Raw genomic sequence first — 17,261 nt, 5'->3', positions numbered from 1 at the left:
AAGGGTCAAAAGAGGCTCTTGAGCAGGGGGAGCGGGGGGAGAGGAGAAGCAGGGAGAGAATTAAATTTTTCTCATTCCTCAAGAGCCTCCCTTGCTCAAGAACAGCTTCCTTTCTACGTTCTTGTCTAACCGCAACAGTTGCAGAATCGTCTTTGCAAATATTTGTTATGAACAGGGTTGTCGATGATGAGAGAACAAGCTTGACGTAATACCTCATATTGTTGCCAGTTAGCCCCTAAGCATTTGATATCCATGAGCTTACCTTGGGGTGTAATGCGATTAAAAATAATATGAATATAAATATTACTAGGTTGAATATCTAAAAAACAGATATACTGCAAATCATGCCAGCCGATACCGTGAATATATCGGTTAACAATTTTCAGACAAGATTCTTGATTTAGTTGGATGTAAGTGTTTTTTAGGTTGATGATAGTATATATGCCCAAATTCCTCAGCTTTCGTCTAGTTTTAGATAAAGTCTTAAACTCCTGAATAATCTGAAGGGGAGACAGACTAATATCAATAAAACTACCATTTGCTAAAATTTTCTCTTGAGATAGTGTTTGAATTAGTTCAAAATTATTAATTTTCAACTCTTCAATAGTCATTTTCATAACAATCAAATTCCACTATCAGATTTATTTTGATTAATCATGCTGCCGACTTCTTTGAATGTTAGTCCAGAATTATTAGAAATAGCTTGAGGGTTTTCGGGAAGCGGAAAGCGTGAATCAACTTGCTTAACTCGCAAAGCTAAATCTTGCTGTGAGGGAAATTTCTGTGTACTCTTTCTAGCTAATAAACTGACAATCCTTGCCCATTTAAGTTGATTGTATTTATCAATATTTTTGAGCGGCTCATTAATTTTGATAGTTTTGAGTAAAGGAACAGATCCCTCCTTTTGATTGGCATAAGCCGGATTAATAAAAACACATTTCCCAGCAATTAACTTCAGAAATTGAGCCGATTCAAAAAGCTTTCTAGTTTTCTCTTGGTCGCTGATGCTCGTGCTATTATTTTTACTACCAGTAGAACGGCTTTTTTGCTTGTACTTAATCTCTTCATCACCTAAGAAGTTGGAAAACAATTGCGCCGACTCGTTCTCACCAGGATTGAATATAAACTTAGTGCTGCAAGCACCAAGGATAGCCTTAGCGATATCTTTACCGTAGTTCTTCTCAAGCTGCCCCATATTTTGGAAGCCGATAATACCGCAGAAGCCCTCAGAACGAGATTCATTTAGCCATCTATATAAATCAGGTAAGTATATTGAAGGTAATTCATCCAGTGCAACGATGAGTGGATCAAGTCGCTTTTTGGCAATGTTACGGGCGATGGTCATGTGTAAAATGCTGGTCATGAGGGGCCCTACTGCATCTCGGCGTTCTCTGTCCAACCCAAAGATAATCATTTGCTTACCTTTAATTTCCAAAGGTAAAGTTGTCTTACCGATGAAACAGCCCAAGGTGTTTTTCGCCATAAAGCGAGTGAACATAATACTGGCGGTAGCGACAATGCCTGCAACGGTTTTTTCACTAGCTGCGGAACTGAACAACTGACCAAAGGCAATTTTTACCCAAGGGTTAAGTGAAGCAGCCATGAGGCGTTTGACCATTTGTTCACTAGAAAGTATCGCCGCGCAAGTCATAACATCCGCGAATTGACCGAACTCTTTAGCTAACATCAGAATTGCCTGAGTCAACTGATCCCCTGAAGGGCCGAAGAAACCATCTTCAGTTGAATTGCCCAGAAGTCGGAAATTCTTATTGATAACAGTGGAAATTTGTCGGGACGATTCGGCATCACTACTATCTCGAAGAAAATCTAGAGGATTGCAAACTTCAGATTCAGGAAATCCAGGTGCAAAGATGTGAACATCATAGCCCTTATATTTAGCATAGGCAGCAACTTTCGCTTGAGAAGGGTATTTGAAGTCATAAACTATACATGGAAATTCTTGATCAATTGCGGAGTAAATCATCGGGTTAATGGCGCTGAATGTTTTACCGCTACCGGGAGCGCCGATGACGGCTGTACCCCGTTGCACATCAGGGATATAGAAAGTAATGCCACCACCTTTTCTTTGATGCTTACCAATGTAAAGTGCCGCACTATCACATTGGGGATTGGCAATTTGCAAGATGGCTTTTTTCTGAGCAGTAGCAGTTTCTTTACTACCACCCCAATAACTGGTAGCGATTTTCTTTTTGTTATTATCGCCAAAAAATACCCTGAGCAAAATGTAAGCACCAAGCAAGGACAAAACTGTTAGTCCATTGGGGGTAAAAAGAGAGTGAGTGTACTTGCCAATTGCGTCATTATGATTTTGTAATTGCTCAAACTGAAATGTTTGACTAGTAGTTGTGTTAGTTGTCGCTAAAAACTTGCTCATAAAGGTATTGGAAATCGAAGGTCTACAAGTTTTGCTCTAACCGAAAATTCTTGAAGTAAAAATACTAAAGCATTAACAAAGTCGCAAGTCGCAAGTCGCAAGTAAGTTTTGTAACGGGGATTTAGAAAGAGCCACAAAACTTGCGGCTTGATAAAAGCCGGGGACTTAAACTGAACCGTTTGAAAGTTCTTCACTTGCGACTTGATGATTAATCTGGAAGTGTTGAGGGTTGACCGAAAATAATGGGGTCTTTTTCTTTGTATTCGATAAACGGAACAGGCCCGATAAAGTATGGGGAACAGGTGCGACCAACAAAGGGAATGGTTTTGCAAATGCGGAAGAACATGGCAGTTTCCATAGAACCGCTTGCTTCATGAATATCCCAAATCACTTGTTTAAATGCCGAACCAAAAGGATTTCTACCAGTTGGTTCTTGACCATCGTTAAGCACTTTCAAGATGCCAAAGCCACCTGTTACCTTCTGCACTTTGCCAGAAATCCATTGAGTACCTGTAGTCCTGCCGATACCTGCCACCTCTGCATGAGCGCAATTATTCTGTAGGCAAGGAACATTAAACCCTTGTTGATAACTACCGGAAATTGAGCGAGTCCGGTTTGCTTCTATATCTCGCAGTACAATGTCAACTTTACCGATGAATGAAAGGTCAAGTGTTTGCAGCCCTGGCAAATTATCCCAAGTCAGAGTAGACAATCCAGGTACTCCATTAATTTTGGAGTCTTGCCAATTCCAAAATCTATTAATAGATGTGTTTTCAATGTCGGAAATAGATGTTAGTGAGTAATTTTTTAAATTTATTACTCTTCCTAATGGAACGTCACGTAAACGAGAATCTCGGCTGGCGTTACCTATTGTGCCCCCAGTAATTCCAAATCTTCTCAAAAAATCGCTCACAGGTTTAACACTTGTAACATTTCTATTACCTAAGCCAGGAATCGCTTCGGTTAAAGATGGTAAAGTTTGCCATTGAGTTAATTGAAAATCATCTAATGTTAACCCACTTAAATTGATTCCTTGTACTGAAGCTATGGTTGAGATATTTAAATTTTCTATTGCTAATTGAGGTGTTTCAAAATCTCCCAATTCCATAAACTCGCTAATGCTTTGTCCTGCCGTCCAGGTTCTAGTTTCTGTACCTCTTGTGCCTGGGTAGGTAACACTGCCGCTAAGAGAAATAATCATGTCACTGAATTTGAAACGCGACCAATCAGGAGTAAACCCATTAGGAGAATTGATAACGGGTACTTGTGCTGAAGCCTTGGGCAGCAAAAAGCCTACAAAAGAATTCAATAGCCCATATCTTATGAAACTATGAATCAATAAGCTACCTACTAAACCCAAAAAAATGAAGTAACGTAAGGCGTTTTTATTGGGTCGTAAAGATGATTTCATAAGCCATTACCTTGCGTTAAATTATCAGAACTCTTACTCAAAGCAATTAATTTGTTAACTAACTCTTGAGAGATAGAAGCCTTATTAGCAGCAGTAGAAATGTCATCACCTGCTTGTAAATAACCAATTAACTTTTGCAAGCGCTGGTGTATTTCATCTTGCTGAAGAATCCATCCACTTTTAATAGCGACAACAATACCGCCTCGAATGTGGTTAATTGTTTGCTGTGTTTTAACTAATGATTGCAATTGAGGCTTCGGGGCTGTTTGTCCTCGTGCGACATCATTCTGAATTGTCACCTGACTATATTTAGGAGTGCCATTACTTGTTGCTAGTCGAAAACTGTAAGCTTTACGCTCCCCAGAGGATGACTGCGTAATTACTGTTAACAAAGTGGTAGATGTTTGCGGTATTCCGGGAATGTTTACTCTCTTGATCCGCCGCAGATGAATCAGCCCTGCACCGGGGCTAGAGCAATTCTGATCCAGTCCCTCTAAGCAACCGTCTGTGTCAAGCAGAATTTGCGACGGATCATCTAACCAAACTTTTTTAATCGTCTCTCCAATTTCATAGAAAGAAATTGCTACACCGTGACCATTCCAAACGTTGATAGTTTGTAGTTTGGCCTGCGTCCCACTAGCCATTGATTGAAAGATGGTGCGAACGACTGGTGCAGCAATTGTGGATAGTGGAGTCGCGGCGAGAGCCAACGCTAGAGTGCCGCTTGTAACTGTGGTAATTATGCTTTTCATGGCAACTCTAAAGAGCGATTTACATTAAAGGTAACTTTGGTTCCCTGTGGAATAAACCAAGTATTAGGGCGAGAAGTAATTTCTTGAGTATTACGTTGATTACGTTGGCTGATGTTTTGGCTAACTTGACCAAAAAACCCTGACATTAACGCACCAGTGAGATTGCGCTGATTGCCACTACTACGTTTGCGAATCCTGCCCGTGAATTCATCAGAAATTTCTTCTTCACTATCCGGTTGGTTCATAATCTCCCCAACCTTCCCTAATGCAGACACAGCACCGCCAAACAAGTCATTTCGTGCAATCTCGCCACCCCTGTCTTGAAATCTCCGAGCCAAGAGGGGTTTACCACCAACTCCTGTCACGGAAATCGCACCCGCAGAAATCGGATATTCTGTATTATCTAATATGATCGCTCTGACATAAGCGACAGCGTAACTGCCGCCATCAACCGAACCTAACTCGACTGCAAATATTGTTCCCGAAGGGATTGCCACTTGCCCATAGTTATCGCGTAAATCCTCTTGCAGTCTAGCGACAGACCTAGTGTTATTAGAGGTTGGTGTTTGTGTCTGTGTCTGCCCTGAATTATTAACTGTGGTTTGAACTAATGGGGTAACAATCACACCACTAGCAAAAGTGCCAACTGTCAAATAACGAGTTTGCTTACCTTGGAGAATTTGGCTTTCTTGAGGTAAATAATTGTTAGCTAAACTAATCTTGTTAACTTTAGGAGTTGCTTGCCACCTGGGGCGGATCTTTTCAATCGAGTCGCTTGAGTTTTGCGGTGTGGTTTGGTCAAAATTATTTGTATCTGTTTGTTCATTTTGTTCATTCGGTTGATTTTGAATTGCTTGAGCTTGAGCAAGATATGGATCTAATGAAGATTGTTTACTGGTGCTAGTTTCGGTGTATGCGATTTTGCCGTAAGAACCGATGCCTCGGAGTTTGTTCAATTGTTCAAGGGGATCTAGGGGCGTGAGTGTCCGTGCAGATATAGATGGTCTTGGAGAAAAACTCGTGCGTGTTGATGACTGAGTGTAGGTTCTAATCTGTTGTGGTGCAGTTTGAGTTACACGACGTGGTTGTGTATTTTGAACAGAACGTGGCGCAGGTTGTGGAGATGGTGGGCTAGATGGCACGACCTTTTGGTTTACTGAAACTGGTACTGGCGCTGGTTGGTCTAATTTATTTTTGTTAATGCGACCTAACTCATCTTCTTGATCCGACAGAGCGAGTTTTGCACGCGCATCACCGTCTCCCTCATCACTTTCTTGGGCTTGTTCAGTGGTCGGTATTTCCTGCGTTTTCAGAGCAATCTTTGGTGCTGGTGCGGGATTGAAAACACCATTGAGCATCAAAAATATTGCTAAAAATCCAACTCCAAAAGGGACAGCAATTATTGCTAGTCTTGACCAAGGAGAAGTGACAATTGTGTGCTTAGTCGGTACTAATAAACTTTCCGGTTCTGGTGCTTTATTAGCATTAGTTTTATTAGCATCATCTATTTCAAGCAAATCCTCTATAGTTGATACAGACCCTTTACCGTTGTCTTCGCTCATTTCCTTCTCCCGAAGTTTAAATCTACAATTTCTGTAATTTCTAATCCGGCGCGACGGGCTGCATAAATCTTCTTAGCTAACTCAGTGGTATTAGCTGGGATATATTCTGGATTAGAAATTGAAGAAACTGTAACGGTTTTATTGAAAGCAATTCCTTTACCTGAGTTATACTCACGGTCAAAAGTTACCAGTGTACCAATAAAATCTATTTCCCATTTCCCTGATTTAATTTGACGTGGTTGGGATATGAATCTGGGAATTAAAGATACTTGAGTATCACCATTGAAAATACCTGTCGGAGTGATTGATGCTAATTTCTTGAGAAAGGCGGGGCGAAATCCTTCATTTTCACTTAAAGCAAATGCAGCATCATAGGCTCTAGTCGCAACCCGACTATTAGATTTATTATTAAGTTTACCTACTTCTACCCCAGTATCTTGCTTAGTGATAGGTTCTCCTTTCTCATTAAATGCTTTTACTAATCCATCCCAATTAAACGTAGTAATAAATGTATCAGATACAAATTTTTTAATTACTTCATCAGACCGTTCTTTTGGGTCTACTGCTCTAGCGGCGATTGTCTCTCCTGATGAAAGTTGTACTAATGCCAATTGTTTTTTATTTAAAACACTAATTGCTCCATAACTTAGAAACTGTAATAACAGAGAAAGCGCAGCCATTGAAAATCCAGCTAGAGAAATTATTCCAACTCTTGTTGTTACATATTTGTTGTAACTAAGTAATTGTAATGGTTCTTTTGGTTGAGTTTTATTTTGATGATTTAGCATAGATTTTATTGTCAGAATTCAGGAGTCAGAATCCAGGAGTCAGAATGTTGGAGAAGAAGAGTGAATCCTTTTCAATCAATAGAAGAGTTATCCGCTCATTGCTTTTAAATTCTGGCTTCTGAATCCTGAGTGCTGAATTCTTACGTTTTATTTAGCTAATTTTCCGACTAAACTACCACCTTTAGTAGCAACACCTTTAGCAACCTCAATGGCAATCCCACTGTAAGTTTCAGCCGCTTTATTAATTTGAATTAAAACAGAAATACCACCACCAGCCGCTAAACCTGTAGCTAAGAATGGCGCAATTATACCAATTGTAAATAGGAAGAACATTGGCTGATAAGATTTAGAATCAGCGACTAATTGCCCGGCGAATCCAACAATGATATTGAAGCAGAGCTTGCCAAAACCTATACTGAAATATCCGACTAACCAACTGTAGATTGATTTAGCTCCGTAAGGTAGCAGAGAACCACCAACAGCTATAGGCCCCAGCAGCGCTGTTACGAGCATAGTCAATTCAATTCCCCATTGGTAAGCCCCATTCATTCCGACTAAAATTATCGTAACTATGTCAGTAACAGCAGACCCGACAAAAGCATTAATGGGAGATAAAATTAAATCAATTCCATTTGCTTTACCATCTTTCACATCATTAAAAGCATCGATAGCGCCATCAATGGCATCTACAAACCAAGAAAAAGCCCCATTATTTTTGTTAAACTTATCTGGATATTTTTTGGTTAAATCTTCTTTAGCTTGATTCAAACAGTTGATTTCTTCTTGTTGGCTTAAAGATGAATTTCTACATTTATTTACAGCAATACCAATAGCGCTACGTGCTGCTTCAGTTCCCAATGCACTTTCATACGCTTGCTTGAGATCGATTCCTGCCGCCGCTTCGCTAAGAACTATATTATTTACATTATTAATATAGTTTCTAATCCCCAAAGTTGACTTTCCTAGTACATCCCCCTTATTACTGAGCAAAAGAATTACTATTAACGGCCAAATAAAATCAGTATAAGCTCTTTGTTCTTCCCCCGCCATCATTTTTTTTGTCCATTCAACGACGAAGAAAGTTAGTGTTGCTATAGCGAATAAAGCTCCGACTGTACAAATTGCTGAATAAACACCACCTGTAATAGTTTCGTTCCAAAGCTCATCAAATCCTTGCGCTATTGAAGCTGCATTTTCTTTTGCTAAATCAGCTAAATCGCCACCATCTAATTGCGCTAGTAAAAACATGATTTGAATCCTTGCTCAATACAGTAATTTTGAAAGATATTTGAACGGTACATCAGTCAGCAGAAGTAGGATCTAGCCGTGCATTAAGTACGACTTCATGTAGTAGAGACAATCTGCCATCATCTTGGGAGTTCTCCTTTTTCCGTTGGGAGTCAAGATGATCTGCCACTTGCGTCAGCATCAGGTTAGAGTAAGCATTGTCCTGTCGGGCTAACAGCGAATCAGTACGTTGTTCTGCTAACATCGACACAATTAAGCCGTTCTGAGCAGCGATCGCTTTGAGGACGTTCTGAGAAGCGTCCATATTCTGAGCTTGGGAGGCGATATCACTGGCTTTTTGAGCAATTTGTGCAGTAGTATCAATTTTTTCTTGAGTTTGCTGCTGTCCTTTTTCGCTGACCACGCTAGCGACAGAAGCCAAAGCTAGGTCACGTGAGAGTTTCTGTGCTTTTTCTTGGGCGACAGGATAAGAATAATCATCCTTAAGTGAATCCTTCAATTGATCAGCCGAAGCAATCGGGTCAGGCGCACCCAATTGCCCGATAGAACTATCAATTGCCGCATTAGCGTTTTCTTTGATGTCTGCCCAGGCGTTGTTAATTTCATCAGATGCCCAGGCTTGAATTTCACCAACTTCACTTTGAAGATCCGAAACGATAGAACTAAAAAAATCGTTAATGCTGATGCCATAGCTAGGTGCAGCAATAAATAAACTGCCAAAAGTAGCAGCAGCTATCGCACCAATAGTTAATTTCTTCATGATCGGTTTCATATTAAGCAACCTGTTTGATTTTTGAGCGGGAAATCAAATTTTTAGCCAATTCTGATAACTCTTCCCCCCGAATCATTCTGATATAATCCTCACTAAATTTGACTAACCCAAGCAGAGGATTATCTTGATAGTGTTTGAGAAACAAACTGCGTAATTCCTGCTCGTTGGGATTATTAGCAACTGAGGCTAATAAACAGTAAGCAGGATAATAGCGACAGAAAGTTAGCTTGCCGTTATCATCAAGCAACCACTGAGAGTAAATCCCTGACTTTTTTGGATAAAAAGCTTCTGTACTATTGACCCTGATGATTTCGGTAGGATATTTAAAGCGAACAATGAACGGGTCAACGGCTGATGATTGAATCCTGCCTACTAAACGTGTAGTGATATTGGCAAATATCTTTTGTGCAGATGCGCTCTGATATATAGTCTCTGGTTCTTGGGCAGAAATAATAACGCGGATACCAGACTTAGCGCCATTGGCACACAATCGCCCAATTAACGAGGCGATAGCATCGAATTGGAATAAAATTGGTGCTTCATCCAGGAAGAATATTGAAGCTTTTGATGATAATGCGCGACGTAATGCAGCAGAGTATGCACTAAGAGCGAGTATGGCAGCATCAGCTTCACTCGATAAATTACGTAAAGCGAATACTAGCAATTTGGCATTAGTTCTAAAACTAGATGGGCGTGAGATGGATTGCCCGACCCTGGTACTCAACCAATAATTTATTCTCAGCCTGATTTGCTCTAAGGCTTCGGAAATCTCTTGACTCTTACTAGCAATAGAATCTAATTGTATAAAAGCTGGAGAACAAAAATTATAAAAATCTTTGAGCGTCGGAGTTTCGCTCCATTCTTTAGTCCCAAATCCAAAATGTATTGCTGACTTGTAGCGTGATTTAATTTCATCATCATTAAAAAACGTTTTTAAAGCTAAAGCAATGATTGACTCAATATTGGTGGTAATCGTTGGGCTGACACCAATCATGCTCGTCCCCATCACCATTGTCATCAGCACTGATTTGAGAAATTCCTTAAAATCGTTCAATCGCTCATTTCTCAGTTCTGCATCCAGAGGGCGCAAATCAGGAAGTTCAAAAAGATTGTTTGATTCTTTGGAGATGTCAAAGTATGCTCCATCTTCACCCAGCAGATTGGTGTAGTCGGTGAAAGTGGATGTCCCATCTGGCTTGGGATAGTCTAGTGCCACTACCGGAATATCTTGTGCTAGCGCCGGAGTAAGAATACCTGCCACCAGCACAGATTTACCTGAACGAGTTGCGCCGAAGACTGCCAAATTCTTATGATTCTGGTACAAGTCTAGATGTACTGGTGTGCCGCCTTCTTCTGCGATTAACTCAAACCCACTGCGATCGCCTGTAGCAGTCCTGATCAATGGCATCAGCCCTGGTGCTTCCGAACTAAAATATGGCAGTCGGCGGTTAAAAGGCTTGGTTAATAGTGGTTCCCAAACAAATGGGCAACACTGCAACCATAGTTTCCAGGCGTATTCTATTTCTCGGTCTACTACTGCCGGACGCAAGAAATAGCTGGCAAGATATCGGCAAGCTTCGTCTAATTCCCGTGGGGTTGGGCGGTGGACGAGGAAAGCAACTGCGGTATGCACTACTACACTACCTTTATATATTGTCTTCTGCGCCTCTACCGCTTCTTCAATATTCATCCCCGATTTGACATCAATATTTCCTTTATCTGTAGATAAAGAAGTGCTGGTAATTGATTGCTTGGTAATGCGTTGAAGATTTGTTTTAGAAATAGCTTGATTTGCCTTCGTTAGCTGACAAATAATCTCTGTATCAGAAATACTATCTCTAGAGATTAATTCCCATAGATATCGCAGTTGGGCTTGTTCGTCATACCATCCCCCTGGTTTTTGGCTGAAGTTAAGCGCCCCAACATATTTATTTTGTAGTCTTATCCATTTCCTATCAAAAAATGGCACAGATAGCTCATTCTCTAACAGATGGTGGCGGATATGAAAATCACTAGTTTGAGTTTCTACTAGTCCATTGGCGGAATCTATCTTTAGAGGATTAGGAATTGCTGGTGGCGATGACAGATTGAATTGCTGCCAAATCATTTCCCATATTTCTTGGGCACTCAGCACCCTAATCCCAAGTTTCATTTTACTACTTAGTATGGCTGACCATTGCAAAAAACCATTGCTAAAGGAATTTTGGAGGATATTTTCAATTCTAGTATTGTTATGGGCATGAATTTCTCCAGTAAAAGAAAACCAACCTTTTTCTAATTTTCTGATAACCGATTCGATAAAATCATGAGAGCGTTCATTATCAGAAATAACAGTGTATGTACACCATAGCCGGAGAAACTTATTCTTTCTAGTGCCACTTTGAGTTAATTCTTTAACTCGCAATCTTTCACTACGAATCAATAGCTTTAACGGATCTTGAGAGCAAGTTGACTCTAAAGAAGATAGTTCCTTTTGCCTATAATAATCCGAGGTAAAAGACCCTAAGTGTATTGTGAGACTTTCGCCTTCGGGAATTTCTTTTAACCCCGCTTCTATGCCCTCAAAGATCGGCAGCATTTGCGATGATTCTAAATTCGGATGAATTCCTAAACAATCAAAGCAGAATTTGATTTGAATATTTTCACCTTTTTTGAGAATTAATGCGCCTACGCCCTGCCTACCTCCTAAGTTGAGGTCGCAAATCCCCCCTAAATGGATAATATCTTCAAAGGGAGTGAGCATTTTTACAACACTAATCTGCTCGTTTTCTAATGCTACTTTACCTAATTTATCTTTAACTTTCTTAGAAGAATTTGGCATAACTTTACCAATCACTGAAATTTAACTAGAACCTAGAACTTATTTTTCTTCCGACTTCCGACTTCCGACTTCCGACTTCTGTTTCTGTTGTATTGATTGAAATCTCATATATCCCCTACTAATTCGAGGGACGCTGACGAACTTACCGAAAAAGTCTTTGTTTGTAGAAATTGTCCACCATGTTGCCCATCCCCAAGCAATACTTAAGCTAGTACCTAACCAACTTGTTTTCAGTAGATAATTGAACAGAAAAACATTGACCACTGCTATTAATGTCCAGGCAAATATTTGGTCAGCAGGGAATGGCCCTAGTCTTGGTCTTTCTCCTAAAATCCGATTTACTGTCCGAAAATCATGTGTTTTTGACATGTTTATTGATTTAATAAAGAGTTATCAGCTATTAATCCGAATGCGTATGTATCAATAACTGATAACCAAAAAAAACTTTTTACTGAACAATCAAGCCAGTAATTAAATCTCCAACGAAAACTGCCATAACTATGATTAATGGAGTTCTTGCTAGTGTCTGCCAGTCTTCATCATTGCGTGCGGACTGAATAATCCGAACTAAACTGATCCCAACATATAATAGGAATAAAGCTCTCAATACATTGAAAAAAAGTTCGATAACTTCTGATGTTTGTCCATTGCTGGCATTACCAAAAGTGGTGGTCATCCAAGTTTGAGCATTATTGAAAAACTGAGCATTAGCTGGAGCCGCCGCAAAATCAATTAGACAAATTACTGCTAACAGCGCAAACAACACAGCATAGAGATTAACTCCATACTTTCGTTGTAGTTTATCGAAGTTAGTAAATAATGCTTGTGATTGTTTCGGCAAGGCAATGACGATGGCGGACGCAATCATAAATCCACCCATCAATATATTGTGGACGGACATCTCTGCTATCATCAACACACCAGTCACACCCATGAGTGTAAGTGTGCTTTTTGTCGCCCTCTCATTCTTTGGAGAAGGTGAGAGGGTTGCCGTTGCCGAAGCGGAAAAACTTTCTAGATATTCGTAGTCAGTACGCATCTCGTTCTCCTGAACGATTGGATGAGGAATACGCACATTCTTAAATAAGTCAGCTTCAAGATGGAGACACTTTAGTACTAAAAAAAAATAGCACAAAAGTACTAGTATAATCTTGCTAACATTCATTCTCTAAGTATTTAGAAATCAATTATATTGTTAGCAACCTTTTTGCTTGACATATAATCCCTGCAATTATTTCTTAGTATAAATATTTCTGTAATTAGCTCAGTAAGGTAAGAATGTGGAGATTGACTTTTGCTTGGTTTTGTGTGTTAAAGCCTGTTTAATACAATACATACGTTTTTGGCAAATTGTCATCACAGCCTGATCGCAATCGATATCATTCTTTGGCTGATGATAACGGTTGGATGTTAAGCCGATCGCCAACCTTGATATTGGCAGCGCCTGTTGCTAGCTCTAGTACTTGATTGGCAACTTTCCCTTTGTAGATGGGGCAAGGGTTTTTGTAGCACGGTTTGGCATTGTAAACCGCAGTTGTCACCACATTGTCCTTAAGATAAAAGATGTCTAATGGAAAATTCACCTTGTACATGCAGAAAGGCACATTATAAATTTCTCCTCCCAAATTGAATAACATTCCGCCATCGCCGTTTAAGGATGCTCGAAATTTCAGCCCTTTCTCTAATTGCTCTGGTGTAGAAGCGGCTTCCAAGTTAAATGTGCGCTTGCCATGAGTGAGAATGTGCGTAACTGGTAAATCCTGGGGACGAGTTTGGACGTAACCAATCGCCACAGTGCCAATGATAATTGATACTCCAGCGACAGGGCCTAGTATGTTCAGTAACTTGAAGGCAGCAATGTATAAATCCTTTTCGGAATTAATTTTTAAAGTTTTCATGTTTCACCAAAAATATCAACATTGCCGAGACTATATATAGAAGAATCAATTGGACTAGATGGAAGGCCATGCAAAGCCGCAATGTTACGCATACTTTCAACTCGGTCAGCTTCGCGGATGGCCAGAGGATTCATACTCTGCCTTGCTGCCAACAATGCCGACAATGTAATTCCTAGTGGTGATAGTTCTTGAAGGGGAGAAACATCATCACCAAACATTTCACAGAAAGTAGAGATGGCCGCACGTTCAACAATGGCTTGAATCTCCGCCCCCACACATCGCTGCGTGGCTTTGAGTAACCTTTTCCATTCTTCTTCGCTGTACCCATCGCCCCGATCGCGGAAACGAGGATCGAAACGGGCTAAGTGAATCTTGAATATTTCGTGCCGTTCGCCGTAATTTGGGAGATCCACCTTGAAAATTTCATCGAAGCGTCCACTTCTGGTTAGCTCTGGTGGTAGCCATTGAATATTGTTAGCCGAAGCGATAATTAAAACCTCACTAGTACGTTCTTGCATCCAGGTCAAAAGCATACCAGCGAGGCGTTTGGATAAATCATCATCCCCGGCAAATCCCTTATCAAAATCATCGAGGTATAAGATTACACGGTTGATTCGGTCTACCAGTGCGAGTAAGTTCTTTAGCTTGTACTCAGCCAAATTACCGTAACTGCGGAAACTACCCCACTCCAAAATAATTAGAGGTAGCCCCAATTGTGCAGAACTTGCTTTAGCCGAGTAAGATTTTCCTGTTCCCGGTGGGCCGATTAGTAAAATCCCCTTGGGTAAGCGCAGATTATACGCTTTCGCCAATGAGGATAGAAGGCGCTTATAAGTTTTAAACGCTTGCTGGATAAGTTCTAAACCACCAATGGGTGTGCTTGGAGGTTGAAGGAACTGAATATTATAAATTCGCTTAAATAGGTCAATTTTGTAAGCGGACAGTTGAGACACTAACTCATCCGGTTTAATTTCACCAGGAGCGCTTGCCTGTCTGATTCCATAGTCAATGTCTGCCAAGTACATGCCTATTGAGGCGTTCGCCGTGGCATGAATATCGCCACAACTATAATTAGGTAATATTTGGGCTAAGTAAGTGCTTATTTCCTCTATAGCTGGCAGTTGTTGAATGACTGTTGGAACTTCGGGGGCAATGTCAGATGACACGGTGGCGTTTGACCCTAAGAGAATCGCTGCTTTGTTAGCATTGCAATTGTACAGCTTTAGGTTAATGAGCGCTGACTTAATCCACTCGGAAGTCAGAAAGAAATCGGGGTCAGTGGTAGACTCTCCCAGCCAGGGGAATATACCTTCTAGTATCAGGATTCCTGATAAATCAGTAGTTTTCCAAAACCGCAGAATTTCAAAGTAATGTTCGCGTCGATTCTTGGCGATCGCCTGATACTGCTCAACTCTTTGTAAAGTTAATCGCTCCTCATTAGTAGATAACTGGTGTAGCGCATCATCCTCCAGCGTCCACAGGTAACAGTTAATGTTGTATTGCTGGCATTCACTGGCGAGATTTGTCAAAAATTTGAGTCTTTCTTGTAATGGAGACTCGACAGCTATCAGCTTATTCTTAAGTTTGATTAGAGAGAATATTTGCTTTGTTAACTCATTACTCATCAGGATTTTAGCTAATTTTCACCCCAATATTATTGATAGCTAAAACTCTTTACTAGCTACTTTAGTACTGAAAAAATCGGTACTAGAGTAGCTTGACTTTTTTGCAACTATAGCTCTAATTCCTCGTGGTTTTGTTGTGAATAACGTTGTTGCGATTGATGGGAGAAATTGATTAACTGCGTATTCCAATCCCGACTTTCGCACTTGAGTTGAGTCGAGTGTGGCAGTAGCTCTTTAACAGCCCGTGCCGTAGTTGATTGACTAAAAGCTACCTGTACACAAGGAACATTACGTAATCTTTCAACAGGTAAATTTGAAGTGTCATCTACTGCCATGTAAACTGTTCTGTTTTCTGGTATTCCTTTAAAGAGATATTCCAACATGGCTACTGAAATGGTATCAATGGGAGAGTCAGACAGTACAGCAGTGCTAGTTTTATCACTAGGCTTTTTCCCCAAAGTAAAGTAAAACCAGCTATCACGGCGAACAGTACCTAACTCATAACCAGAGAATTTATTGGTTGTACCTTCTAAGAAAGCCCCTTTGGTATTCCCTTCCAAGTCCCGCATCACAAACACTACATTTGCTTTTGAGTCGGCATAAACTAAACCCTGGTTATGTAACATTTGTACGCAATCAGAAGGTATGCCTCGTTTCTGGGTTAGGTAATGTTCAACGCCTGACCAGTTAGCTTTATCCTCAATGGGTGGGGTGAATTGGGATGCTGGTTGAGTTTGGATAATAAGAGCCGCAACTTTTTGAGCATGAGCGCTCGCTGCACGTTTTGCGCCGACTTCACCAAATCGCTCCCCGATCCATGCGATCGCTTGGACTTGGTTGCATTGATTAACGTGTTTCACTAAATCAATTGCATGATTACCTTCAAAATTAGAACCGGGAGCAAGACCGCTAAATTTAGAGCCATCTATATTAATGGTGTGGTTTCCTCCTACCCATTCATTCCCTTTACGCCACAGTCCCAACTCCCAAGCAACATCATCTAAAGCTAAATCAGTTGACCATTCGGTAAGTTTTCGTAATTGTTGATTGTCTTGTTCTAATTGTGCAATTCTGAGCCGTAACTGTTCATTTTCAAGTGAAAGAGCTTTGGCTGTAGCTTCCATTTCCTGTTTTCGCTGATTCGCCCTGTCTCGGTCGGCAGCTTTGGCCTTCAATTGCGCTGCACTTAGCTCATCAACTTCTAAGTCACGCCCCTCCTCCACAATGCGGTAAAAATCCTTGATGTCCTGGTGCTGGGCTTTGCTTCCCTTGATACCCCGCTCTAGTCCAATTAGCCGCATTGTCTGGTAGTACGAATCCTGAAACTCATGAATTTTCTGCCGCCCGTCAAAGAAATGATTACAGCGCAATTGCCCCTGATCATCAATGGGCACAAAGTAAGCGTGAATGTGCGGGGTGGCTTCATCCAAGTGTAACTCGGCTCTCACAATGCGTGAGCCATATTCATCAGCCAACCACTGGTGAGTCGCTTCTACCCAGTCATCCAACTTTTGTTGTTCATAGTACCCAGCATTAGTTGGGCAGTCGGGACGGAAATAACTAGGCGATGCACTCAACAGTAACTCCACACAGTACACTGCATCAGTGCGAATCTTCCGCTTCTGCTCATGTTCCCCTATCTTGGCTAAGACTAAATCCTCTAGTCGTTCCTCTGGGTCGAGGCTACCGATGAACCGAATATTTTTTTGAGTCGGATCTGCATTCGGGGTTTCTCTTTCTCGTGCAGTGTGAGATGCACTCCCTGATATATTACCCCGCTTTAATTTTTTTAATCGCGCGATCGCGTAGCTCATGGCTTCACATCTTGGATAAACTTGGTATGATTTTGTTATCACGCTGATTTACCCAAAATCGGAGCAATTGCGACTAGTCGCCAAAATAGCTAAATTGCTCAAATGCGAAAAAGTGAAGATAGTCGTAGTAAGTACGATTATTTTAGCGGCTTGAAAGACTTTTTGAAGGAACTCT

The 17,261-nt window shown here is 40.8% G+C and carries 14 protein-coding genes; all 14 read right to left on the bottom strand.

Features of this window, described 5'->3' with window-relative positions; genetic code table 11:
- Positions 1-125: 125 nt before the first annotated feature.
- The 14 genes from RRG12_RS02400 to mobV all read right to left on the bottom strand — a co-directional run bounded on the left by RRG12_RS02400 (position 126) and on the right by mobV (position 17,128).
- Positions 126-617, bottom strand: coding sequence for a relaxase/mobilization nuclease domain-containing protein (locus RRG12_RS02400; RefSeq protein ID WP_420758204.1), 492 nt, complete (start codon positions 615-617; stop codon positions 126-128).
- Positions 618-622: 5 nt separating this feature from the next.
- Positions 623-2,395 carry a type IV secretory system conjugative DNA transfer family protein gene (locus RRG12_RS02395; RefSeq protein ID WP_420758203.1) on the bottom strand — a complete coding sequence of 591 codons (1,773 nt, stop codon included), beginning with the start codon at positions 2,393-2,395 and terminating at the stop codon, positions 623-625.
- A 208-nt stretch (positions 2,396-2,603) separates the two neighbouring features.
- Positions 2,604-3,806, bottom strand: coding sequence for a hypothetical protein (locus RRG12_RS02390; protein WP_420758202.1), 1,203 nt, complete (start codon positions 3,804-3,806; stop codon positions 2,604-2,606).
- The gene (locus RRG12_RS02385) at positions 3,803-4,558 is read right to left on the bottom strand and encodes a hypothetical protein (protein ID WP_420758201.1); all 756 of its coding nucleotides are present in this window, start codon (positions 4,556-4,558) and stop codon (positions 3,803-3,805) included. Before RRG12_RS02385 ends, RRG12_RS02390 begins: the two co-directional genes overlap by 4 nt.
- Positions 4,555-6,120, bottom strand: a complete 1,566-nt coding sequence (locus RRG12_RS02380) for a TrbI/VirB10 family protein (protein ID WP_420758200.1) — start codon at positions 6,118-6,120, stop codon at positions 4,555-4,557. The genes RRG12_RS02385 and RRG12_RS02380 overlap by 4 nt, the downstream gene beginning before the upstream one ends.
- Positions 6,117-6,908, bottom strand: coding sequence for a hypothetical protein (locus tag RRG12_RS02375; protein ID WP_420758199.1), 792 nt, complete (start codon positions 6,906-6,908; stop codon positions 6,117-6,119). Before RRG12_RS02375 ends, RRG12_RS02380 begins: the two co-directional genes overlap by 4 nt.
- Before the next feature lie 147 nt (positions 6,909-7,055).
- A complete protein-coding gene (locus tag RRG12_RS02370; RefSeq protein ID WP_190965623.1) occupies positions 7,056-8,156 on the bottom strand; it encodes a hypothetical protein in 1,101 nt (366 codons plus the stop codon).
- A 52-nt stretch (positions 8,157-8,208) separates the two neighbouring features.
- The gene (locus RRG12_RS02365; protein WP_420758198.1) at positions 8,209-8,928 is read right to left on the bottom strand and encodes a hypothetical protein; all 720 of its coding nucleotides are present in this window, start codon (positions 8,926-8,928) and stop codon (positions 8,209-8,211) included.
- Position 8,929: 1 nt separating this feature from the next.
- Positions 8,930-11,749, bottom strand: a complete 2,820-nt coding sequence (locus RRG12_RS02360; protein WP_420758197.1) for a hypothetical protein — start codon at positions 11,747-11,749, stop codon at positions 8,930-8,932.
- A gap of 39 nt (positions 11,750-11,788) precedes the next feature.
- Positions 11,789-12,118, bottom strand: coding sequence for a hypothetical protein (locus RRG12_RS02355; RefSeq protein WP_420758196.1), 330 nt, complete (start codon positions 12,116-12,118; stop codon positions 11,789-11,791).
- 79 nt (positions 12,119-12,197) lie between these two features.
- Positions 12,198-12,788, bottom strand: coding sequence for a hypothetical protein (locus RRG12_RS02350; RefSeq protein WP_420758195.1), 591 nt, complete (start codon positions 12,786-12,788; stop codon positions 12,198-12,200).
- A gap of 340 nt (positions 12,789-13,128) precedes the next feature.
- Positions 13,129-13,647, bottom strand: coding sequence for a DUF192 domain-containing protein (locus RRG12_RS02345; protein ID WP_420758194.1), 519 nt, complete (start codon positions 13,645-13,647; stop codon positions 13,129-13,131).
- Positions 13,644-15,272 (bottom strand): ATP-binding protein, encoded by a 1,629-nt coding sequence (locus RRG12_RS02340; RefSeq protein WP_420758193.1) that lies wholly within the window; start codon positions 15,270-15,272, stop codon positions 13,644-13,646. The genes RRG12_RS02345 and RRG12_RS02340 overlap by 4 nt, the downstream gene beginning before the upstream one ends.
- A gap of 107 nt (positions 15,273-15,379) precedes the next feature.
- Entirely contained in the window at positions 15,380-17,128 is a 1,749-nt protein-coding gene (gene mobV / locus RRG12_RS02335) for a MobV family relaxase (RefSeq protein WP_420758192.1), read from the bottom strand.
- Positions 17,129-17,261: the final 133 nt, after the last annotated feature.

It is taken from the genome of Nostoc sp. CALU 546, from assembly GCF_048836525.1.
Note: the sequence above shows the minus strand (reverse complement) of the source record. Positions and strands in the feature narration are given on the sequence as shown.